Origin of the sequence: Pseudomonas oryzihabitans (assembly GCF_001518815.1) — a bacterium.
In the GTDB taxonomy this organism is placed as follows: domain Bacteria; phylum Pseudomonadota; class Gammaproteobacteria; order Pseudomonadales; family Pseudomonadaceae; genus Chryseomonas; species Chryseomonas oryzihabitans_E.
The window spans coordinates 1,767,884-1,788,116 of record NZ_CP013987.1; the positions used below are offsets into that span (position 1 = coordinate 1,767,884).

Below are 20,233 nucleotides of genomic sequence, written 5' to 3' on the forward strand. Positions count from 1 at the left end.
ACCGATGGAGCCACGCCGGCAGGCGGCAGCGCTGGAGGTCGAAAGCGCGATGCGCGCCGAATTAATCGTCAGTCTAATAGCGTCGCCTGCCAGAGGCCACACCGGCGGAGGTCGTCGACGCGCCGTCGGTGCTTCCCGGTGCCTTAACGGCACCTCAATGCGATCAGGCGATGCCGTTCGGCCCATCCAGCACCCGGCGCACCTTGCGCGCCAAATCATTGGGGATATAGGGCTTGGAGATGACATCGAACTCGGACCCGCCGATGTCGGTACGCTCCAGGGAGTTCTCGGCGTAGCCGGTGGTGAGCAGCACCTTGATCTGCGGTTGCAGGCGCTTCACTTCGCGCGCCAGCATTACCCCGTTCATGCCACCGGGCATGATCAGGTCGGTGAATACCAGATCGAAGGGCTGCTCGTTCTCGCGCAGCACACGCAGGGCTTCACTGGCATTGAAGGCGATCTGCGCCGTGTAGCCGTAGTCCTCCAGCACCAGCTTGGCCAGCTCGGCGACGTCCGGGCGATCTTCCACCACCAGGATGCGCTCCGTGCCACTGCGCCGCTCCGAGCGCTGCTCCGTCTGCTGATGGGTGACATGGCTGTCATCCACCGGGAAGTAGAGGCGCAGCGTGGTGCCGACGTCCTCTTCCGAATAGATGCGCACCGTGCCACCGGACTGCTTGGCGAAGCCATAGACCATCGATAGCCCAAGCCCCGAGCCCTTGCCTTCTTCCTTGGTGGTGAAGAAGGGGTCCATCACCCGGTCGCGAATGCTGGCCGGCATGCCATGACCGTTGTCGGTGATTGCCAGGCTGACGTAACGGCCGGGCATGAGCCCGTCGTACGACATATTGGCCAGCTCGCGCACCTCGATGTTGCGCGTTTCTATGCCCACGCTCGGCTGCGGGCAATCCAGCAGGGCGTCCCGGGCGTTGATCAGGATGTTGAGCAGCGCCACCTCTGCCTGGGTCGGGTCGATCCGGCAATTCCACAGCTCGGGATCCAACTGGGTGCGAATTTCCACGTCGCCCAGGGTGCGTTCGGCTAGCTCATGGGCGCCACGAACCAGGTTGTTCAGGTTGAGCACCCGGCCTTCGAGCTTCTGCTTGCGCGAAAAGGCCAGCAGCTGCTGGGTGAGGGTACTGGCGCGCTCGGCCGCCGACTTGGCGTGGGTCGCGCTGCGCACGATGCGTTCCTGATCGAAGCTGGGCTTCTCCGCGGTGCGGTGGATGATGTCGATGTAGCCCATCATCACCTGCAGCAGATTGTTGAAGTCATGGGCGATGCCGCCGGTGAGCTGGCCCAGCGCCTCCATCTTCTGCGCCTGGCGCAGGGCATCCTCGGCATCGCGGCGGCGACTAACATCCAGCTGGGAGGCGAAGAAATAGGTCAGCTCGCCCGCGTCGTTGTACACCGGCGAAACGAACAGCGCGTTCCAGAAGGTCGAGCCGTCCTTGCGATAGTTGATGATCTCCACCGAGATCTCGCGTTCCTGTTCCACCGCCTCGCGAAGGGAGTTGACCACCGAACGATCGGTTTCCGGGCCCTGCAGGAAGCGGCAGTTACGCCCGAGCAGTTCTTCCACCAGGTAGCCGGTCATGTCAGTGAAGGCGTTGTTGGCGAAGATGATCGGATTGTCCGGCTGGTTAGGATCGGTGATCAGCATCGGCATCCGCGTGGTTTCCACCGCGGCGAAGAAGATGTTCTTGCCCTCGTGCGAAACATCACTCGTCGCGGAGTTGTCGACCCGCGCCTTGCGGGATGGGGGCATTTGGCTCACGGGGGCGGGGTCCTTGGAGAGGCAGAAGGGGCGTCAAGCCCTCAGACAGCCAAGCGGCGCAAAAACTTCATCGGCGTCGCGCTTGAGGCTGTCTGGCGCGGTCGTCAGCCGGGCTGGAACCCAGGCAGGGCGCGGCTTTGGCGGCCATTTGCCAGCGTACCGCTCACCCGCTTCAGGTGACCGTTAAGGAAGTTTGTGGAGAACCTCTCACCCGGACGATGTCTGACCTGCCATGAAGCCAAGAAGCCTTGATATACAAAGACAAATTCTTGTCCTGGAGGATGATCCGAGGCAGCGCGAGCTGCTGACCGAAATCCTCACCGAACAAGGCCTGAACGTCGTGGCTGTGGCTTCCAGCGATGACGCCCTGGCGCACATGGATACCCGCGGCAGCGACACCAAGCTGGTCATCGCCGACGTGAACGTGCCAGGGATGCTGGATGGGCTGGCCTTCGCGCAGTTGGCCGCGGCCAGCTGGCCCACGGTGCCCTTCATCATCATTTCCGGCTACATCGACCAGGACCTCGCCATCCTGCCACGTCGCGCCGCCTTCCTGCCCAAACCCTGGGGCGTGGACGATCTTTGTCAGCTCGTCGAGAACCTGCTGCCGCGCCGCTAGTCCTGAGAGGCGAAGACACTCTTTCTCGGCCACCCCGAGATCCATGACCGGGCTCGACGCCTGGTTCTGCAGCCGGTTCGCCTACCTCTCGTCGGCCATCCAGTACCGGGCATGGCGAAATGACATGATATCCGTCGGCTAGCGTTCCCACCCGGGAACCAAATGCCCCGAACGCTATCAATGTGCCATCTATTTTCGACTGGCAAGGAGCGCTTCATGGACGCAGTCATCACCCAGATTTCTCAGATCTCCGATTGGGAATTTCTCATTGCGCTGGAGCGCAGCCTGGAAAGTCGCGGTCGCCTGGATCTCACCGCCAGCAAAGCCCTCGAACGCCAGGGTCAGCTGCTGTCGCGCCGCTACCTCTTGCAGAAGGGCAAGCTCGGCAATGGCCCCTTCACCCCGGTCGAAGACGAGATCCTCCAGGTGCTGGCCACCGCCACCGCCGCCTTGCGTCGTAGCCGTCGCATGCCCCACAACATCGTCAAGAGCCTGCGCGCGGGCGGTCTGATCGAGGCCGTCGAACGCAACGTCTGTCACGCCGGTGCCCTGCAGTGCCGCACCGACTTCGAAGCCGACGGCATTCCCCGCGGCACCCTGGAGCGCATCGTCGATCGCTATCCCCAGGCCTTCGAACTGGAAGCCCGCCGCGCCGCCGCCCGTTACATGGCCGAGAACGAGCCCGCCTTCCGCGCCGCCGGTTGAGCCCCTCAGGCCGCCTGCGGGCGGCCGTCTCCTGGTGTGCAAGGTTGATCGCCAAGCGCTGGTCCGCGTGACTCTTTCGTGCCACTGCCGCAACGGGCCGCGCTAGGCTCTTCGCCGCATACCTGCTCACCATCATCCCCAGCCTTGATACGGCGTTGTTCCTGCGCACCGCTGCCACCGATGGTCGCGCCTAGGCCTGGCGTGTGGCCTTGGGATAAATGCTAGCTGCCTGCCGTGAGGCGCTGCCGTTGCCTTCGACCTGGGTATGTTGCTGGCGGTGTTAGCAATGTCCTCAATCCAACGGTCGGCGTCTTCTCTCTATTCTTCCTGCTCCAGTTCATGCTCAAGGCCAATCCCCGATGCCTGTACCTTCGACCTGATCGGCCTCCACGTCGTTTTGCGCCTGATCTGACCTAGACCCTAACAAGCCCACCCGCACGACGGGAGCAGTGCTAAGCACGAACGCCGTCAGCTGATCGCTTGAGCGTGCGCCAGGCGTGGTCTGCCGTTCGTGGTGAGGCTGGTGTTGAGTCGGTGGTGGAGGGGGGTCGTGCTCCTGGCCGTAGTGCCAAGGGAGACGCCTAAGACGATAAGGCCCGCACTAGGCGGGCTTCGATGTGATCCTTGCGGACCAAGTTGGTCGAGCGACTACGTCAATACTCAGCTCTGAATCCCCCGTAAACATAAGGCTTTAAGAGGTCTATTTGGGCTAGGCATACACAGGGGCATACACGGAGACTTTAAGATGTGGTTGCTTCGCCAGGCCTACCCGAAGCAGAAAAGAAAGCTACGAAGATGTGCCCTACGCTCCGTCTGTGAGGAGATCCATAACGCTCATCGCCCAATCTTGATTCGAACCAGTAGCTGAAACGTCTGGCTTAGAGCGCCTTCCAAAAGGCCGCAGTAGTGAAGGGCATACACTGAACGTTCGTCAGTTGTCAGATGTTGACTAGAAAGACTGTGAGATGTGTAGCACATTGCTCCTTTCACTTCTTACCTAAGCAAGGACGCAAAAGATGATTGGCTCGTGTTGGAATAAGTGGGATCTGCATATTCACTCGCCGTTTACTAATTTGAACAATGGTTTCAAATGTGAGGTTGAACAGTACGTCGCCAATATTAAGGAAAATAGCCTAAGTCTGCTTGGTGTTACAAACTATTGGTATTTTCAAGAGAATGAGCTAGAAATTATCAGAGAGGAGTTAAGAAGACAGGGCTGCTCTACTACTGTTATTGGAAATTTGGAGTTCAGAGTTGCGCAGCCAAACAAACAAGGCGACTGGATAAACGTTCATTGCCTATTTTCAGAGAGTTTGAGTACCGCTCAAATAAACGCAGTGGTATCCAGGCTTAAGCTAACAAATACCACAAAAGATGATCTCGTAATTTACTGTTCAGAAGCTGATTTTGCCACCAAAACTATTGGTTGTGATGATGCGATAGTAGACTTCAAAAGTCTCTGCGAACATATGGAGAGTAATCTGGTCTTTGGTAGGGATTACCTTATCGCTATATGTCCGAATGGGTATGGCGGCTACAGGCCTGATATCAACGAGGGACGCTCTCGAGCTATCGCTTCGGAGATCGATAAGAAAGGTCAAGTCCTGTTCGGACGTCCACAGGATAGGGATTTTTTTCTTAGCAGCACTCGATATGAGGGAGCTACCGCGAAGCCCATATTTTTTTGCTCAGACGCGCACCGTTTGGATCAGATTGGTACCCAATACTCCTGGGTTAAAGCAAAGCCCAATTTTCAAGGTTTAAAGCAAGTGCTTTTCGAGCCGTCGGATCGTATCTATCAGACGGATGATTTTGTTGAGAACAGCTTCATCAAACCGTATTTCGATAGCATTGAGATTGAGGGCCCTATATTCCAGGGGCAAGAGATCTCGTTCAAGAAACAAAATATACCTTTAAATAAAAACATGATTGCCATAATTGGCGGGCGAGGAACGGGGAAAAGCCTGTTTCTCGATGCGATGCATTCTAGGCTAGCTGTATGCTATGGCCACAAGCGAGTGAGAGGGGTGTCGGTTGAAAACCTACGTATCAGGGTCTCTCAAGGTGGAGACCTAATAAATTTCGATCAGACCTCTACAGTTCCTTATCCGTACTTGCATGTTTCGCAAGGCGAGATTCACGAGTTCGCGAAAGACCCTTCGGTACTTAGTTTGGAGATAAAAAAGATGCTTGGCCTGCGTCAACGGCCATTCGATCCTGCTCTGTCCGAAGAGCTCATGGAAAACATGGGTAGGTACCGCTCGTTTATTGATTACTGGGGCGCTGTTGACACTAATGGATCCGCAATAAACAAGCCTGATTATCAGCAGAATATTATCAATATTAATTCGCAGTTAATTGCGACTCTTACAAATGAGCAAAACGCTGCTCTTATATCTCGATATCAGGATAATAATAGGTTGCTCAATGAGCAGCGCGCATTCCTGTCTACTTCTAATGAAATTAAATCCTTTATAGAAAGGACCGTCATTGGGCTAAATGATAGGATTTCGGCATATAATGGCTCTGCATATGCTATCAGCAAATCTCCTCCACTTGGTTATACGGATGTCTTGCAAGCGATAGCGGCAAACGTAGCTCACACCGAGACTTCGGTAGCCGTTTTGGCTGCGCAGAATGAGGAAATTAAGGCAGAGTTTGCGCAAAAAGGCATCAAGCAAGATGTTTCCTCTCTGCTGGGTAAAGTTAACGAATATCGTCTAAATATTGATAATGCAAATGCAAAGCTACAGGAAATACAAGGTCGTACCTCGCAGTATTTCTCGGAGCAAAAGAGACGTGCGGAAATAGCTGCAAGTTACGATACCTATCTTGAGAGCTTGCGTGGCGAAGTCGATATTGCTTATGCGTCCCTGCTGGCACCCAACGCAGATTGGAATGCTGAACAGAATGAGCTTGTACAGAGCATACTAAAGGATATTCAAGTATCAGGTTCAATTCTGTTTGATAAGGGGGCTTTTTATAGCGGTCTTGAGGAGTGTGTGAATAGAGGTAAATTTCGTGCTTCGGCAGGAAAGTCTACTTCTGAAAGGTTGGCTGAGACCTTTAATGTTCATAATAAATCTGACTTCTTCAAGATGCTTATGGGGCACAAGCTTATTCAGTTGGGCGATCAGCTGGTGTCTCTTGAAGACTTTTTTTGGAGTGATGATTATTTTAACCAAGGTGGCCGATTCGAGCTATTTGATTATCTCTACTCTCCGTCTCGTATTAAGAACTATTTGAAAGTGAATGCTGAGTTCTCTTATAAAGGGAAGTCGGTTGAGAAGTTGTCCGTTGGGCAGCGGGGCACATTTTACGTTTGCCTGAAGTTGGCTACAGATCCTTTTGGGAGTCCTTTCGTATTTGATCAGCCGGAAGATGATTTGGATAATGGCTTTATAATGGGTCAGTTAGTACCTTTGTTTAAGCAGATAAAGAAGTATCGACAAGTTATAATCGTCACCCACAACGCGAATCTTGTTGTCAACTCGGACGCGGAACAGGTAATTGTCGCGGAAAACGATGGCGAAGTTGTTAGCTATGTCTCAGGAGCCCTTGAGGAGGGAGATGTCCGCGGGGGGATTGGTATCAGATCCATGGTGTGTTCCATCTTGGAGGGTGGCCATGAAGCGTTCGCTAATCGTGAGAAGAAATATGGACTCTGAAAACACTTAGCGAATCGACGGTTACTGCAGGGATCCGCAGGGCTTGCCTGCATCCTGAATAGCGCATAAGGGCTAGTGCTAGCGCTAGTTTGAGCTACGTGCAGGGGTGCAGAAAAAGCGACACATTTAGCCCGCAGGTGTGGCGGGGGGACAACGGCGCGCGCCGGGTACAGAGCCCTTCGGCGCGGCCCCTGGCGGCCGAGGTGTGGGACCGGCTGCTCGCACGTCTCCACGGCGCCCGCCGTCGGCCTTTCGCTGGCCAGGATAGGGTGATCGGTGCAGTCAGTCGGCTCCGCAGCCTGTGATGCTCCACAGGCGCAGCTCTCCATCCAGCGGGCAGGGGTCTGACCTGATCGGACTCCCTGCAAGGCGCGTAGCGCGTCGATGCGGGCCTTGGCGGCGGCACACGAAAAGGCCGCCCGTAGGCGGCCTGTCGCTGGCCAGGAAGAGCTAGGCGCTGTGCTGCTGATCTTGTCGCTCGAGCAGCGCCTGGGCCTCGGCTCGCTGGCGGTTCAGCACGAGGACATTGGTTGCCCGCCCCGTCAGTTCGTAGGCCGTGAGGTCGAGTGCCTGCAAGGTCTGCTCGAGCGGATCCGCCTTGGCAGGCTCTACGGCTGCCGCTGCTTCGTCCACAAGCTTGGCCAAGGCTCGCTCCATACGTCCCCGTGCGGCCTGCTGGCGCTCGGCTTGGCCTTGGGCAGTTGCGCCGTTGCCGGTGATGTCTTCTCTGATTACCACGTGCAGGTGCTTGTCCTCCTGGCGCTGCATCAGCCTCAGCCAGGTGCGGCCCTCGGCCGTGGCGAACAGCGCCGCCGATGCAATGGCGAGGCGGTGATCGCCATAGGCCGCCCTGGCCTTCTCCTGGGTACTGTCATACGTCCGGCGAGCATAGGCCGTTTCCACCTGAGCCAGCTGATAGCTCGGCTCCAGTTCGGCCGCCAGCTGCTCGTAGCTTTCGGCCAGCTCACGTTTGTCTTGCTCGTCGCGCTTCGCCTTCAAGACCTCTAGGGTCAGCTCGCCATCTGCGTCACGGAAGGCCGCTCGCCATTCACTGCCGGCCGTCTCCGATTCGTGCCGGGCAGCGCGGGCGGTGGCGCGGTGTTTCTCCAGACGCTTGCCCAGGGTGACCAGAGTTTCGCGTTGGGCCAGGTAGCTAGCCTTCGCCTCGTCATGGATGACCAGGGCAGCAGCAACGTCTTCGGGGAGGGAGTTTGTTTGGGTCTCGGTATTCATGGGGGCTCTCGTTTTGGTGCTGGGGGCTCGTGACCGACCGTGCTCGAGCACTGCCAGCAGTCGCCATTGGGGTTGTGTGGATCAATTGAAGAGAGGGGCGTCAAGCACTTCGTGCCAGAACACCCTTGTTCGTGTCTGAAAACGAAAATCGACCGGGAACGTGGGCACGCGGACAAAACCGCTCTGGAATGCGGGTTTGCGAGTGGGATTTTGATCCCACCCTTTTTCGAGCGGGAACAGAGGGAGGAGGGAGGCTATTACTTGAACAGAGTTGTGTTCCCACATTCCCACTCTCGTAATTCAAATGGGAACGCTGTAACCCGCGTCGTTGCTGGCCTGTTCCCACGTTCCCACTGTTCCCGCTGAAAACAGTCAGCAAGGTGTTATCTACTGAGAGATTCATGCTTGACTCTCTCCTTCGGTCTCCAGGCGCTCGGGGTCGATGACGTAGAACCGAGCATTGCCTCCGCCTGGCGTGCGATAGCGTTTCGTGCGCCGGGAGGTGCGGGCCTCTTCATCCACTTTGGCGAGCGCATTGGCTTCCACCAGGGCGCGCAGGATCCGCTCCTTGCCGTAGCCGGCCGCCGCCTCGAGCAGTGCGGGCGCGTTGAACAGGTACAGCCGGCGATCGTCGATCAGCTCGTAGAAGCCGGCCCGATCGCGCACGGTCGACGCGGCGTGCTCGGCGTGGATCCAGGAGAAGCGGCTGTCGCCGTGCAGGGCGATGAAATCGCCAATACCGCGCAGGATCTGGCGCTCCTCGGCGTTGCCATCACCCATCCTGGCGAGCCATTCGCCGAACAGCTGGCGGCAGGCGTTACCCGCCGCGCCGACCGGCCAGCCCAGTAGCCCGCGTTCCGCCGCCAGTTCGCCGGCCAGGGCGAGCACGGCGAAGCGATCCGCCACCCGGCCAGCCTGGGAGCTTTCAGTGCGGAAGGTGGCGCGCACCTGGCGAAAGCGCTCGAGTAAGTCTTCAGGCGTCTTGAGCAGGCTTTCCACGAACGCTGGCCCCAGGTGGCCGTAGTCTTGGCCCACGGCATCGGTCAGCAACCGGTGGAATTCCTGGCCGGTCAGGCCATGCACGTCGTCGAACGCGCGGAAGGGGCGAGTGCCGGCATTCACGTCCACCATGCGCAGCTCCGCGCCGGCATGGGCGCCGTTGCCGGCAATGGCGGCGTGCTCGGAGAGCGAGCGCTCGCCGCTGGACAGCGCCAGGACGCGCCAGGTCAGCTTGGCGCGACCCTCGCGCTCGCGGGTCATGGTGCTCTTGCCCATGCCGTTGGCGATGGCGTAGGCCATCTCCTGGACGCGCTTGGGGTCGGCCCGCTTGATCTCGTCCAGGATCAGCACCGTGTCATTGCGTGAGGCCGCCTCGATCTCCACGCCGCCCTTGGACACGTCCCAGGACGCAGCAAAGGTGCCGGGGTTGCCCCAGACCGACGCCGCGAGTAGCTGTGCCAGTGACTTGCCGCTCGAGGAATCGCCTACCAGGTGGATGCCGCCGCCGTTGATACCCAGCTTGGCCAGTAGCGGCCCGGCGAGGGCGCAGCAGATGGACAGGATCAGCACCGGATTGCCCAGGCAGTAGGGCGCTATCTGCGCTTGCCAGTTGGTCAGCGTACCCTTGCTGGTGAAGAGGTTCACCGCCCGGCCGGAGTCTTGATAGCGCACGTTGTCGCCGCCGATCACCCGCGATGGCAGGACAAAGGCGCCGGACTCATGCCAGCCCGGCTTGGTGGTGGTGGCGATCACCCTGGCCGGCGCGTGGTAGCTGGCGAGGTACGGCGCGACGTGGCGGCGTTGGTGGTACTCGATGGCCAGGCCCTGGCGCATGAGCGCCTTGAGCACCTCGTCGGCCTTGCCGGCCAGGGCTTCCATGGGCATGACCCACTCAATGCGCTTGCCGCGATAGCGAAAGCTGAGCAGGCGACCAATGCTGCCGTCCTCGGTGTTCACCGTCTCGGCGTCGACGTGCAGCGGCGAGCAGATCCAGTAGTCGAAGGGCACCGGCTTGTCTTCCGGACCGGTGTGCTTGACGCCGTGGTACCAGGTGCCTTCGCGGAATTGCTTGCCCTCCTTGAAGACCGGGCGGTCGTAGACGGCAAAGCACGGCCGATCCAAGGTGTCACGGTCCGGGGCCTTGGGTTCGCCGACCAGGCTCAGGCCGCTTTTTGCTTCGGGCGTGCTCATGCCGGCACCTCCCAGCGTCCACTCTGCCAGAGGTGCAGGTCGTTGAAGTCGGATAGCTCGGCCGGGCCGTCATACGGCCAGTCCGGAAAGACCACCAGGGCCTCCGCCGCGGCGGCCGCCCGGTTCGCCGCGGCGCGGCCCGGATTGCCCAAGGTGAGGCGGTCGTCGTCGCCGGCGATCACCAGCTCGACGCGGCGGCCGAAGCGCTCGCGCATGGCCAGGGCCACCGGTTTGAGGTTGCCGGCGTTGAGCGCGCAGACCACCGGCGCGCCGGTGTGGTGGTGCAGGGTGGCCCCGGTGGCCCAGCCCTCGCAGATGTACAGCCGGGCGCCGTCCTGGACCTTGCCCAATGGGCAATAGCAGCCCTGCACACGACCCCCGGCCAGAAAGCGCTTATTGCCCTGGCCATCGATGATCTGCAGGTTGACCAGGCGTCCGTCCAGGACCAGGGGCACGGCCAGCCGGCCGTGCGAGATCTGGCGCAGTCCGAACGGTTCGACCTGCTTGGCCTGCAGGTAGGTGTGCAGCCGATCCACCGGCTTGCCATGCTGCCAGAGCAAGGCCGCCTGGCGCGCCGCAGCGGTCTGCTTGTCGTGCAGCTGCGCCTCGGCGTCGCGCTGTTGCTGCTCGAGGCGCTGGCGAGTGGCCAGGGCGTCGGTCGAGGGTTGGCCATCCCCCCTGGCGAGCGCTTCGAAAAGCCCCAGGCCTAGACGTTGATCGATCTCCCGCGCCGCGTCGCCCTGACGGCAACCGCGTAGGTAGGCCAGCAGTGATACCAGGTCGCCGCCGTGGGCGGCGCTGTCGGCGAAGTCGTTCCACTTGCCGCTGTCCAGGGAGACGCCGAAGGAACCGGCCTGGCGATCGCCGCGTGCGGCGTTGGGCGCGACCCACTCGCGGCCCTGGCGACTGCCTTTCGGCAGCCACTCAGGGAGCAGGGTGGTGGCGTTGGCCAGGGCGTGGAGCGCGGCCTGCCGGATGATGTCGGGAATGCGACTCTCAGCCATGGGGCACCTCCCCATACAGGCCGACGGTACGCGCCGCCTTGTAGAGATCCGTGGCATCGGCCAGCAGGATGCGGACCACCTCGGCGACGTTGAGCAGGTCTTGGCTGGCGGCGTCCTTGGTGGTCATGCAGGTGAGGCTATCGACCAGGCCATAGGCAGCGGTAAGGCGGTGCTCGGCGCAGTCCACTAGGGCAGCAAAGCCCGGCGTGGTATCCACCAGCAGGACCGAGGCATAGGTCGGGTTGAGGGTCAGAGGAATGAGGTTACTCATGGCCGGCCTCCGTCTGCACCATGGCCAGGAGCAGGCGCAGCAGCGAGAGCGGCACCTGGCGGATATGGAGCTGGCCTACCTGTTCGGCGGCGTGGACGTCTGCGCGCAGCTGGTCTGTGACGCCGGGCTGATGGTTGAGGGCGTCGACGGCATCGAGCATCGCCTCGAGGGCGGGGCGCGAGGGCGACTGGCCGGCCGGGTTGGCCAACTCGGTCAGCAGCTGGTGGAGAGCACCGATGGAATCAGCCATGGCGCACCTCCAGAACAGCGGTGGCCACCGGGGTGACGGCGGTAGGCGTGGCAGGACGAATGGAGAGGGTGGTGTCGGTAGCAGCGGCAGCTGGCGCGAGAGTGGCCTCAAGGGCGCGAGCGCGCTGCATGTGGTGGTTGTAACGGGCGAGACGGGTGGAAAGACTGGAATTTGCGTGCAGGGCAGCTAAGGCCATGGCCTTGTGTGCGGCGACGCGGATACAGCGGGGGGACGGATTGAGGGCGTGCGAACGCTTCATAGGGTGTAGCTCCTGTGCTGAGGAGCTGTCACCGCTCGCGGCCAAGCGAGGAATGGTGACAGCTGTACGCGGGTTGGCCGACCGGGGCACAAGGATCCCGGCACACCCGAAGGTGTCCCGCGCACAGCTGCCATAACTCGGAGCTGCAGACGCAAAAAAAGCGCCTGCAGTAGAGATCTGGGCGCCTGTGCGCCATGTGCTTGCCGACCGGCCAAGGTCGGTCGCGGAATTTGCCGCGACGTGAAGACTATAGGGCGTCTCAAGGAGGCTTGGCAAGGCTTGAGCGTGCTTTACCTGTAACAGGTCATGCTGCACCGCAGCGCCCGCCACGCGGGTCGAACGGCTGAAAACGCTTAGGGCTGTGGTAGCCTTGCGGGTGCGGATTGATTGGTTCTGAGCCCTGGCAGCGTTGGCGCGCTTGCCGGGGCTTTGTCTTTTCTGAGACATGCAAAACTCCTCTCCGCCGAGCAAGCCCGGCGGCGTATGCGTATGGATTCAGGAAGGGAAGCGGGGGCGAATCAGCAGTCGGTCAGGATGGCCGGTGCAGGGCTGGTCTGACTGAAGGTCAGGGCATCGCCTGGCAGGCCGCTAGTGGTATGCCGGGCGCTGTTGGTTGTGCCTGACACGTTCAGCTCGATCTTGGCGCCCACGCGGTTCGGGCCGAGGGTGCGGAAGGTCTGCTGGCCGGGTTTGCGTGCCGCCTCGATGAGCGCGGCCTCGATGCTGGCGATGTCCTCAACGGCGAAGGTCAGGGTCTGGTTGTCGATGGTCAAGGTGCAGCGGTTCATAGTGGATCTCCTGGGTAGGGAACTGGCGGGCCTAGGACGCAGCGCTGGCGAGCCGTCGCTCGGCGAGGCGGTCGGCGATCCATTGATCGATCTCCGCTTCCAGCCACGCGACGCTGGTCCGGCCGATGGGGACCGGCTCCGGGAAGGTGCCGGCACGAATGTCGGCATAGATCGCAGCCCGGCTCTTGCCGGTCTTGAGTTCCACCTCGCGGCGCCGCAGCAGGCGATTGCCCAGGTTGATGCGCTCAATGGGGCGGAATGCGCTCTGTGCCGGCTTGCTCATGCACGTTGCTCCCGGGCAGCGATGCGACCTTCAATCCAGGCCTGCACTTCGCCCAGGACGAAGCCGACAGGAGCGTTACGGGCGGTGCTGTCGCTGAGCTTGACCGGCTTGGGGAAGGTCGGATCGGTCTTCATCAGACGATGCGCTGTGGTGCGGGAAAGGCAGGTCAAGGCGAGCAGCTCCGGCATACGCACGAACCGCAACGATTCCTGGCTGAAGCTGACGGACTTCTTGCTGGGGGTCGTGCTCATGCTGCACCTCCCTCTACCTGGCCAGCGCACGCCAGGTCGACAGGCTGCTCGAGGTCGTCCAGCGCCGCTCGACGGAGGGCGCTCGGCGCATAGGGCAGGGTGACGTCAGGGTTCGGCTGACTGGATGGGCTGAGGCGATGGGTGATTTCATCGATACCCAGGAAGGTCGCGCCGCATACAGGATTCCGACAGATAAGGAAGGTGCGCGACAGAAGCGGGTGCTTGCTCGTCGAGCTGCGTTTCACTAGGGAGGCACCGCAGTCGGGACACCGGCGCCGCGGCGTGTTGTTTCGGGTGAATTTGGGAGTGTTTGTCATGGGTGGCACGCATTGGATTCTGGACGTGCCAAGCTTCCCTTGGACTGCCGAGGAACGATATGCGGCGGATTTGTAGCGAGCGCTGCCACAAGTAGCCAGAGGGGAGAGGATGGTTTGCCGGGGGCTTGAGAAGGTCATTCGGCACCTCCCTGGCGGCGAGACTCCAGCCAGCGGGCGACGTCCTGCTCGCGATACCGCACCAGTCGCCCGACCTTCAGGAAGGGCAGGTCATGGCGGCCGGTGCTGCGCCAGGTGGCCAGTGTGCGAAGGGAGACGCCCAGCGCCTGGGCTGCGCGGCGGGGCGTCCAGAGATCAGCGCAATGCGCTGTAGGTGAGGGATGGTGCATCTTCGTCTCCGTAATGCGTTCTCGATGACGGAGCGAAGGGTGCAAGGTTGCAGTGCCTGACCGGTAATTTTTCCGAATTCCGAATTCGGAAAATCAGGGTTGCAGGTGCCTTAGCGCTGCGCTCAGCGTTTTGCTGAAGCCATCGCTTTTCAGTTCGTAGTTGTGCTCAACCGCTATACGCGCAAGCTCTTTCGAAATGGTCGAGCAGTTGGGTCTGCCGCCACACGAGAGTCCTCTCTTCCGATTTCCCATCTTCTCGAGTTGATCGAGTTTGTCACCCAATTCTGCAATCAGGTGGGCAGCGAAACCAATTGTTCTGAGTAATGGCTCCGGGCGCTTGGATGCAGTAGTTGTGGGTGGCAGCACGTTGCTTGCCTCTGGGCGATTAGCAACGGGATAAGCCATCCATGGCGCGGGACTGTGGATGAAAGGAATATCTTCTGGGCTGTCCTCGTCTGGCGACTTGAGGAGGTTCAAGTTACAGAGGCAAGGGGGGAGCTGCGGTTGACCAGGTAAAGTTGCTGCAAGCTGCTCCAGATCAGTGATATGGATAAAGAAGTCATAGTGACCTTCCTTCAGGCTGATAGCCTTTCCATCATCACCGACTCGATAGCAGGCACCGACGGTTATCACTCCACTATCCAGCGGATTGATTTGAACAGTAATGCCAATAGGCTGTTGATGTCCTGCCCTGCAGTTACTAGCAAAAATTTGATAATGGGCAATTGGTACAGGTCCCTCGAAATGAATTATAAATTCCGATTTATCTAGAAAAACAGGTACCGGCGACTCGACGTAACGTGCAAAGAATGGCGGCAGTTTCTTCATTCTTTCTTCGTCGTAAACGATACTAAAAACGCCTAGGTCTGCGTCATCGATTGGCCAATAATGCGCCCGGATGATGTTGTTAGTCGCAGCCCTATCAATAGCGTCTTCATCAAACTTTCGTCCGGTTTTGTCCGACAGGTAGGCGGCGGCCTCTGAATAGTTGAGCCACTCTTTGAATTCATAAGATGACATTGAGATTATCCTTTGGCTTGAAAGTCGACCGTAACGACATTGCCTTTTTCAAGTTTGTCCAAATGATCCGCATACCACTGCATCATCACTCGCCGCTGATCGAGGTAGATGGCCTTGTTATAAACGCCTGCAACGCCCTGCTCGGCATGAGCGAGTTGCGCCTCGACATGCTCGCGAGGAAACCCATGTTCTCGAAGTGTCGTCGAGGCGATATGGCGGAAGCCGTGGCCCGTCTGCCTGCCCTCGTAGCCCATACGCCGGAGAGCCATGTTGAAGGCCATGTTGCTCCGAGGCTTCTTGCGATCGTTGCGGCCGGGCAGCAGTAGAGGATAGTGCCCGTTCAGCTCCTGTAGCCCCTTGAGCAGCTCGAGCGCCTGGCGGGATAAGGGCACTAGATGATCGCGCCGCTTCTTCATACGGGCCGCAGGGATGTTCCAGATTGCGGCCTCGAGGTCGAACTCAGACCAAGGCGCCTCGCGCAGCTCACTTGGCCGCACACCCGTCAGCATCAGCAGCTTCAGGCCAAGCCGGATGTCATGTGCATGGGGATAAGCACCCATCGCTCGCAGCAGCTCGGGCAGCTCTTCTTGGGAGACGTGGGCGTAGTTCTCAGCTGGCTTGGTTTGCAGGAACCTGTGCAGCCCTTCGAGCGGGTTGTGGGTAGCCCGTCCCGTGACCCTGGCAAGGTCGTAGATCTCCTTGCAGAAGCGGCGCACGTTGCCCATCTGGTCGATGATGCCTTTGCGCTCCATGCCCCGCAGAAACTCCATCCACTCGATGGGCATGATCTCAGTGAAGGGGCGGGGGCCGAAGACGGGGAAAACGTGCAGCTCGAGGGCGCCGATGATTCGCCGGGCGGTGCCATCCTCCCAGCGTGGCTTGCGTGCGTCGTACCACTCGCGCGCCAGCTTCTCGAAGGTATTGGTGGCGGCGAGCGCCTCGGCTGCCTTGCGCTCGCGCTTGGTCAGCATCGGGCTCTTGCCGCTGGCGACCTCGGCTTTCAACTCTGCGGCCTTGGCACGGGCGGCGGCACCACTCACGGCCGGGTAGGCGCCCAGGCCGAGCCAGGACCATTTGCCGTCTGGCTTCTTGTAGCGAAGCTCCCAGCTTTTCTGGCCGTTGGGTTTGACGCGGAAGTAGAGGCCGTTGCCATCCTGCTCGCGGTAGACGGCGGCTTCAGGCTCGAGGCTGAAGAGGGCGGTGTCGGAAAGGGGGCGACGCTTGATGTCCTGGCGCTTCATCCTTGTATGCCTTTGGTTCGAATTTTCCCAAGGCATACACACTGGCATACACCATGGGTTGGGATGACCAGAGACTACATGGAACCACCAGAAACAACAAAGCCCGCACTGGGCGGGCTTTTGAGGCTGTTTTTGGTACCACTTGGGGCAACCAGAAACAAGGTAATGGTCGGAGCGACTGGATTCGAACCAGCGACCTTCTCGTCCCGAACGAGACGCGCTACCAAGCTGCGCTACGCTCCGTAATGGATGGCGCGCATTCTACCTAAAACTCATGCAAGCACAAGGGGTTAGGTAAAAAAATCGCGCCGGGCAGGAATCAGAGCTCTTTGATGGTGCGAACCTGGTCCTTGTTGATGCGGGTCGGCTTGCCGTCGAGCTGCTTGAAGGTATAGAAGCCCGAGTCGTCGTCATACTTCGGCGTGTCGGTGGCCTGGATCTCGCGGCCATCGTTGAGGGTGATGACGCTGGGCGTGGAGCAGCCGGCGAGCAGGGCGCTGGCAACGACCAGCAGGGCGGCGGGGAGCAGGTGCTTGTTCATGGGGCAGTCTCCTTTCTTGGCAACCAAGCGGGCTTAGGACCGCGCGTCTGGGGCCGAGTTCGTCCCAGAACCGTCCGGTCACTTGCGCTGGCGCCGCGGTTCGCTGCGTTCACCCCGGCTGTTGCAGCGCCGTGGGATCGTTGAAGTTGGCGAGGCGGGCATCGTCCTTGGCGAACTCCACGCCGGTCAGGCCGAGGGGCAGCAGCGCCCCACGCGGGCTGCGCTCGCCCTGGGCCCAAGCCTGGCGCAGCGCGGGCAGCAGGTGTCGGGGGAGGGCGGTGAACAGGGGCTGCCAATAGCCGTCCTGGCGTGCCATGACCGGCCCCTGGGTCGCCTGCGCTGCCGCTAGCAGCTGGTAAACGAGGGTGGCATCGAGACGCGGCGCATCGCAGGGCAGCAGCAGCACCCAGTCATGGCGCGCCACGGCGAGGCCGGCGAGGATGCCGGCCAGGGGGCCCGGAAAGTCCGGCTCTTCATCGGCCACCACCTGGTCGGCCCACTGGGCATAGCGCGCTGCATTGCGATTGCAGGAGATCACCAGGTCGTCGGTGAGCGAGCGCACCGCGGCCTGAACATGGGCCACTAGCGGCTGCCCCTGCCATTCCACTAGCCCCTTGTCGCGTCCACCCATGCGCTGCCCACGGCCACCGGCAAGGATGAGGATGGAGGCGGGCAGGAGTGACATGCAGGGGACCTCGGGTGGGCGTTGGCGCGCTGGCCGGAAGGGAAATCGGGCGACCATCCTAGCCGAGTTTCGCCAGCGGCCCCGTCAAGAACGCGGGTTGGCCTGGTTCGGGCGCTGGGCTAGACTCGGGCGCGCCCGCTGGAAAGTGGCGTGCTAGACACCTTTTATCCCATTCGCACAGCGGGCGGGAGTTCCCGCCCAAAAGGAGTTTGGAAACGATGAAGACGATGCTGTTATCCGTCCTGGCCATGGCGGCGCTGCCCGCCCTTGGCGCAGGTGGTGGTGAACCGCCCTCGGTCAAGGTCACCTTTGGCCAGCCGACCATCCGGCAAAAGCTGTTCTACGAAAAGCTCTACGAGAAGAAGCCCTATCCCGACGCCACCCTCTATTACTACGACAATGGCGTCTACAAGATCATCTCCCCGGGCGAGGAGCACTACGGCGTCTACGTGGTGCACGGCAAGCTGACCGATGACCAGTACCAGGTGGATTTCATCTCGCTGCCGTCCGCGGACTGGGGCGGCAAGACGGCCCGGCACTTCCTCAAGTTCGATCGCAAGGCCGGCACCTTCAAGCAGCAGGCGACCTGGGAGGAAGATCCGGACATCGCGCCGCAATACGGCCGCTTCAGTCAGGACACCAACGACATCGCCGATCCGCGCCCCATCAAGTGGGACACCCATGCCGAAGGCGAGCAGCGCAAGCGCTAGGCCAGGGCCAGAGACGCTCCCTTCTGGTTGAAGGGGCGTCGGCTTTTCCTCTAGGCTGTGGTGATGCAGCCCTCCCGGACCTTTCCGTTGACCGTGGCCGACAGTGCCCCTTTCTGTGGGCGCGGTCGCCCTCTGGCGGTTGCCAGCCCGCCGCTCACCACCCCCGGGAAACCCGCTGCCCGTCCAGCGGTCTCCCGCTGCACGCCTTCTTCCCTCGCATACTTCGGAAACCCAAGCAGATGAGCCACAAAGCCGAGGCGGTTTTCGTACCGCTGAACATCGCCGTGCTGACGGTCAGTGACACCCGGACCTTCGACAACGACACCTCAGGTCAGCTGTTCGTCGACCGCCTGGAGTCCGCCGGGCATTTCCTCGCCGCCCGCGTGCTGCTCAAGGATGACCTCTACAAGATCCGCGCCCAGGTCGCCCAATGGATCGCCGAAGACCAGGTGCAGGTGGTCCTTATCACTGGCGGCACCGGTTTCACCGGTCGCGACAGCACCCCGGAAGCCGTGGCCTGCCTGCTGGACAAGCAGGTGGATGGCTTCGGCGAGCTGTTCCGCCAGATCTCCGTGGCCGACATCGGTACCTCCACGGTGCAGTCCCGCGCCCTGGCGGGACTCGCCAACGGTACCCTGGTCTGCTGCCTGCCGGGCTCGACCAATGCCTGCCGCACTGCCTGGGACGGCATCCTCGCCGAGCAGCTGGACAACCGTCATCGCCCCTGCAACTTCGTGCCGCACCTCAAGCAGGCCGAACCCTGCGGGCCACGCGGATGAGCCTGCTGTCGCTGGAAGAAGCCCTGGCCCGTCTGCTGGCCATGGCGGCCGAAGACGGTCCCTTGCCCCAGGAGCGCGTGGCCCTGGGAGACGCTGACAGCCGCATCCTGGCCGCCCCGCTGATCGCCGATCTGGATCTGCCGCCGTGGGACAACAGCGCCATGGACGGCTATGCCCTGCGGCTGGATGACTGGCAGGGCGAGCCGCTACGGGTTTCCCAGCGCATCTTCGCCGGCCAGGCGCCCGCGCCCCTGGAGCCGGGAACCTGCGCACGGATCTTTACCGGCGCGCCGGTGCCCGCCGGTGCCGACTGCGTGGAAATGCAGGAAAACGCCGAGGTCCTCGACGACGGTCGGGTGCGCTTCGTCGAGATGCTGCGGCCGGGCCGCAACATCCGCCGCCGCGGCAACGAGGTCAAGGTGGGTGACGAGGTGCTGTCGGCCGGGACCGTCCTGGGCCCGGTGGAGCTGGGCGTCGCCGCCTCGCTGGGGCGTGCCCAGCTCGAAGTCCATCGACGGCTCAAGGTCGCGGTGCTGTCCACCGGTGACGAACTCGTCGCGCCTGGCCAGCCACTCGGGCCGGGGCAGATCTACAACAGCAATCGCGCCCTGCTGATCAGCTGGCTACGGCGGCTGGGGTGCGAGGTGTCGGACCAGGGCATCCTGCCGGATGACCTCGCCGAGACCCGCAAGCGCCTGGGCTCGCTGCAGGCCGACCTGATCCTCTCCACTGGTGGCGTCTCCGTCGGTGAGGCCGATTATCTCGGCCAGGCCCTGCGCGAAGAGGGCGAGCTGACGCTGTGGAAGCTGGCGCTCAAACCAGGCAAGCCACTGACCTGCGGACGCTTCCGGGGTATCCCCCTGATCGGGCTGCCGGGCAATCCGGCCTCGACGCTGGTGACCTTCGGTCTGCTGGCGCGGCCCTATCTGCTGCGCCGGGCCGGCAAGATCGACGTGGCGCCCTTGAGTGTCGAGGTGCCGGCTGGTTTCGACTGGCCACGGGCGGGTGCGCGTCGCGAATACCAGCGCGCGCGGCTGGAGAATGGCCGGGCGGTACCTCACCGCAACCAGGGCTCCAACGTGCTGCAAACCGCGGCCTGGGCCCATGGTCTGGTAGAGCTCCGCGAGGACCGTACCTTCGCCGAGGGCGATCCGGTGCGCTTCATCCCGCTGGCCGAATTGCTCAAGGCGTAGCAAGCCGGAGGTCGCGACTGAACGTGGCCGTTGGGCCACAGTCCTAGTCTCCAGATTCGCTCGCCGGGCACTGCCCGGCACCTGACGCGGCATCTCGCCGCG

At 61.3% G+C, this 20,233-nt stretch carries 22 protein-coding genes and 1 tRNA gene; 6 read left to right on the forward strand and 17 right to left on the reverse strand.

The features are described from left to right. Positions 1-163: 163 nt before the first annotated feature. Positions 164-1,768 (reverse strand): hybrid sensor histidine kinase/response regulator, encoded by a 1,605-nt coding sequence (locus APT59_RS07985; protein ID WP_059314363.1) that lies wholly within the window; start codon positions 1,766-1,768, stop codon positions 164-166. A 241-nt stretch (positions 1,769-2,009) separates the two neighbouring features. Between APT59_RS07985 and APT59_RS07990 the strand changes: the two genes are divergently transcribed. The 3 genes from APT59_RS07990 to APT59_RS08000 all read left to right on the forward strand — a co-directional run bounded on the left by APT59_RS07990 (position 2,010) and on the right by APT59_RS08000 (position 6,769). Then, the gene (locus APT59_RS07990) at positions 2,010-2,396 is read left to right on the forward strand and encodes a response regulator (protein ID WP_059314364.1); all 387 of its coding nucleotides are present in this window, start codon (positions 2,010-2,012) and stop codon (positions 2,394-2,396) included. Positions 2,397-2,612: 216 nt separating this feature from the next. Next, complete coding sequence (locus APT59_RS07995) at positions 2,613-3,101, forward strand: hypothetical protein (RefSeq protein WP_059314365.1); 489 nt, start codon at positions 2,613-2,615, stop codon at positions 3,099-3,101. Between the two features lie 1,016 nt (positions 3,102-4,117). Next, a complete protein-coding gene (locus APT59_RS08000; RefSeq protein WP_059314366.1) occupies positions 4,118-6,769 on the forward strand; it encodes a TrlF family AAA-like ATPase in 2,652 nt (883 codons plus the stop codon). 450 nt (positions 6,770-7,219) lie between these two features. On the opposite strand, the gene APT59_RS08005 is transcribed toward APT59_RS08000, so the two are convergent. From APT59_RS08005 to mobA, 16 genes are all read right to left on the reverse strand, one after another. Next, complete coding sequence (locus tag APT59_RS08005) at positions 7,220-8,002, reverse strand: hypothetical protein (protein WP_059314367.1); 783 nt, start codon at positions 8,000-8,002, stop codon at positions 7,220-7,222. A gap of 399 nt (positions 8,003-8,401) precedes the next feature. Beyond that, positions 8,402-10,192, reverse strand: coding sequence for a DUF927 domain-containing protein (locus APT59_RS08010; RefSeq protein ID WP_059314368.1), 1,791 nt, complete (start codon positions 10,190-10,192; stop codon positions 8,402-8,404). Beyond that, positions 10,189-11,196, reverse strand: coding sequence for a toprim domain-containing protein (locus tag APT59_RS08015; RefSeq protein ID WP_059314369.1), 1,008 nt, complete (start codon positions 11,194-11,196; stop codon positions 10,189-10,191). Before APT59_RS08015 ends, APT59_RS08010 begins: the two co-directional genes overlap by 4 nt. Next, entirely contained in the window at positions 11,189-11,467 is a 279-nt protein-coding gene (locus APT59_RS08020) for a hypothetical protein (RefSeq protein WP_059314370.1), read from the reverse strand. The genes APT59_RS08015 and APT59_RS08020 overlap by 8 nt, the downstream gene beginning before the upstream one ends. Next, the gene (locus tag APT59_RS08025) at positions 11,460-11,717 is read right to left on the reverse strand and encodes a hypothetical protein (protein WP_059314371.1); all 258 of its coding nucleotides are present in this window, start codon (positions 11,715-11,717) and stop codon (positions 11,460-11,462) included. The genes APT59_RS08020 and APT59_RS08025 overlap by 8 nt, the downstream gene beginning before the upstream one ends. Next, positions 11,710-11,976: a hypothetical protein gene (locus tag APT59_RS08030; RefSeq protein WP_059314372.1), complete on the reverse strand. Its 267-nt coding sequence runs from the start codon at positions 11,974-11,976 to the stop codon at positions 11,710-11,712. The genes APT59_RS08025 and APT59_RS08030 overlap by 8 nt, the downstream gene beginning before the upstream one ends. A gap of 518 nt (positions 11,977-12,494) precedes the next feature. Further along, positions 12,495-12,764 carry a hypothetical protein gene (locus tag APT59_RS08035; RefSeq protein WP_059314373.1) on the reverse strand — a complete coding sequence of 90 codons (270 nt, stop codon included), beginning with the start codon at positions 12,762-12,764 and terminating at the stop codon, positions 12,495-12,497. Positions 12,765-12,795: 31 nt separating this feature from the next. Then, on the reverse strand, positions 12,796-13,047 hold the full coding sequence (locus APT59_RS08040) for a helix-turn-helix transcriptional regulator (RefSeq protein WP_059314374.1): 252 nt from the start codon (positions 13,045-13,047) through the stop codon (positions 12,796-12,798). Beyond that, positions 13,044-13,298: a helix-turn-helix transcriptional regulator gene (locus APT59_RS08045; RefSeq protein ID WP_059314375.1), complete on the reverse strand. Its 255-nt coding sequence runs from the start codon at positions 13,296-13,298 to the stop codon at positions 13,044-13,046. The genes APT59_RS08040 and APT59_RS08045 overlap by 4 nt, the downstream gene beginning before the upstream one ends. Then, positions 13,295-13,753 (reverse strand): ogr/Delta-like zinc finger family protein, encoded by a 459-nt coding sequence (locus tag APT59_RS22130; protein ID WP_335343161.1) that lies wholly within the window; start codon positions 13,751-13,753, stop codon positions 13,295-13,297. The genes APT59_RS08045 and APT59_RS22130 overlap by 4 nt, the downstream gene beginning before the upstream one ends. Next, positions 13,750-13,962 (reverse strand): helix-turn-helix domain-containing protein, encoded by a 213-nt coding sequence (locus tag APT59_RS08050; protein ID WP_027602814.1) that lies wholly within the window; start codon positions 13,960-13,962, stop codon positions 13,750-13,752. Before APT59_RS08050 ends, APT59_RS22130 begins: the two co-directional genes overlap by 4 nt. 93 nt (positions 13,963-14,055) lie before the next feature. Beyond that, a complete protein-coding gene (locus APT59_RS22380; protein WP_156428936.1) occupies positions 14,056-14,982 on the reverse strand; it encodes a hypothetical protein in 927 nt (308 codons plus the stop codon). A 5-nt stretch (positions 14,983-14,987) separates the two neighbouring features. Continuing rightward, on the reverse strand, positions 14,988-16,223 hold the full coding sequence (locus APT59_RS08060; RefSeq protein WP_059314377.1) for a tyrosine-type recombinase/integrase: 1,236 nt from the start codon (positions 16,221-16,223) through the stop codon (positions 14,988-14,990). Between the two features lie 166 nt (positions 16,224-16,389). After that, positions 16,390-16,466 (reverse strand) — tRNA-Pro (locus tag APT59_RS08065). A gap of 76 nt (positions 16,467-16,542) precedes the next feature. Next, entirely contained in the window at positions 16,543-16,764 is a 222-nt protein-coding gene (locus APT59_RS08070) for a YgdI/YgdR family lipoprotein (RefSeq protein ID WP_059314378.1), read from the reverse strand. A gap of 109 nt (positions 16,765-16,873) precedes the next feature. Further along, complete coding sequence (gene mobA / locus APT59_RS08075) at positions 16,874-17,449, reverse strand: molybdenum cofactor guanylyltransferase MobA (protein ID WP_059314379.1); 576 nt, start codon at positions 17,447-17,449, stop codon at positions 16,874-16,876. A 218-nt stretch (positions 17,450-17,667) separates the two neighbouring features. On the opposite strand from mobA, the gene APT59_RS08080 reads away from it, so the two are divergent. From APT59_RS08080 to glp, 3 genes are all read left to right on the forward strand, one after another. Further along, a complete protein-coding gene (locus APT59_RS08080) occupies positions 17,668-18,159 on the forward strand; it encodes a hypothetical protein (protein WP_059314380.1) in 492 nt (163 codons plus the stop codon). A 239-nt stretch (positions 18,160-18,398) separates the two neighbouring features. Continuing rightward, the gene (gene moaB / locus APT59_RS08085) at positions 18,399-18,938 is read left to right on the forward strand and encodes a molybdenum cofactor biosynthesis protein B (RefSeq protein ID WP_059314381.1); all 540 of its coding nucleotides are present in this window, start codon (positions 18,399-18,401) and stop codon (positions 18,936-18,938) included. Beyond that, positions 18,935-20,131 (forward strand): gephyrin-like molybdotransferase Glp, encoded by a 1,197-nt coding sequence (gene glp, locus APT59_RS08090; protein ID WP_059314382.1) that lies wholly within the window; start codon positions 18,935-18,937, stop codon positions 20,129-20,131. The genes moaB and glp overlap by 4 nt, the downstream gene beginning before the upstream one ends. Positions 20,132-20,233 lie beyond the last annotated feature (102 nt).

Excerpts from the sequence above, each read along its gene's own strand:
- APT59_RS08035 (WP_059314373.1), bottom strand. The coding sequence starts at position 12,764 with ATGAACCGCTGCACCTTGACCATCGACAACCAGACCCTGACCTTCGCC.
- APT59_RS08040 (WP_059314374.1), bottom strand. The coding sequence starts at position 13,047 with ATGAGCAAGCCGGCACAGAGCGCATTCCGCCCCATTGAGCGCATCAAC.
- APT59_RS08020 (WP_059314370.1), bottom strand. The coding sequence starts at position 11,467 with ATGAGTAACCTCATTCCTCTGACCCTCAACCCGACCTATGCCTCGGTC.
- moaB (WP_059314381.1), top strand. The coding sequence starts at position 18,399 with ATGAGCCACAAAGCCGAGGCGGTTTTCGTACCGCTGAACATCGCCGTG.
- glp (WP_059314382.1), top strand. The coding sequence starts at position 18,935 with ATGAGCCTGCTGTCGCTGGAAGAAGCCCTGGCCCGTCTGCTGGCCATG.
- APT59_RS07985 (WP_059314363.1), bottom strand. The coding sequence starts at position 1,768 with ATGCCCCCATCCCGCAAGGCGCGGGTCGACAACTCCGCGACGAGTGAT.
- APT59_RS08025 (WP_059314371.1), bottom strand. The coding sequence starts at position 11,717 with ATGGCTGATTCCATCGGTGCTCTCCACCAGCTGCTGACCGAGTTGGCC.
- APT59_RS08030 (WP_059314372.1), bottom strand. The coding sequence starts at position 11,976 with ATGAAGCGTTCGCACGCCCTCAATCCGTCCCCCCGCTGTATCCGCGTC.
- mobA (WP_059314379.1), bottom strand. The coding sequence starts at position 17,449 with ATGTCACTCCTGCCCGCCTCCATCCTCATCCTTGCCGGTGGCCGTGGG.
- APT59_RS08070 (WP_059314378.1), bottom strand. The coding sequence starts at position 16,764 with ATGAACAAGCACCTGCTCCCCGCCGCCCTGCTGGTCGTTGCCAGCGCC.
- APT59_RS07990 (WP_059314364.1), top strand. The coding sequence starts at position 2,010 with ATGAAGCCAAGAAGCCTTGATATACAAAGACAAATTCTTGTCCTGGAG.
- APT59_RS08045 (WP_059314375.1), bottom strand. The coding sequence starts at position 13,298 with ATGAGCACGACCCCCAGCAAGAAGTCCGTCAGCTTCAGCCAGGAATCG.
- APT59_RS08005 (WP_059314367.1), bottom strand. The coding sequence starts at position 8,002 with ATGAATACCGAGACCCAAACAAACTCCCTCCCCGAAGACGTTGCTGCT.
- APT59_RS08015 (WP_059314369.1), bottom strand. The coding sequence starts at position 11,196 with ATGGCTGAGAGTCGCATTCCCGACATCATCCGGCAGGCCGCGCTCCAC.
- APT59_RS08010 (WP_059314368.1), bottom strand. The coding sequence starts at position 10,192 with ATGAGCACGCCCGAAGCAAAAAGCGGCCTGAGCCTGGTCGGCGAACCC.
- APT59_RS07995 (WP_059314365.1), top strand. The coding sequence starts at position 2,613 with ATGGACGCAGTCATCACCCAGATTTCTCAGATCTCCGATTGGGAATTT.
- APT59_RS08080 (WP_059314380.1), top strand. The coding sequence starts at position 17,668 with ATGAAGACGATGCTGTTATCCGTCCTGGCCATGGCGGCGCTGCCCGCC.
- APT59_RS08000 (WP_059314366.1), top strand. The coding sequence starts at position 4,118 with ATGATTGGCTCGTGTTGGAATAAGTGGGATCTGCATATTCACTCGCCG.
- APT59_RS22380 (WP_156428936.1), bottom strand. The coding sequence starts at position 14,982 with ATGTCATCTTATGAATTCAAAGAGTGGCTCAACTATTCAGAGGCCGCC.
- APT59_RS08050 (WP_027602814.1), bottom strand. The coding sequence starts at position 13,962 with ATGCACCATCCCTCACCTACAGCGCATTGCGCTGATCTCTGGACGCCC.
- APT59_RS08060 (WP_059314377.1), bottom strand. The coding sequence starts at position 16,223 with ATGAAGCGCCAGGACATCAAGCGTCGCCCCCTTTCCGACACCGCCCTC.
- APT59_RS22130 (WP_335343161.1), bottom strand. The coding sequence starts at position 13,753 with ATGACCTTCTCAAGCCCCCGGCAAACCATCCTCTCCCCTCTGGCTACT.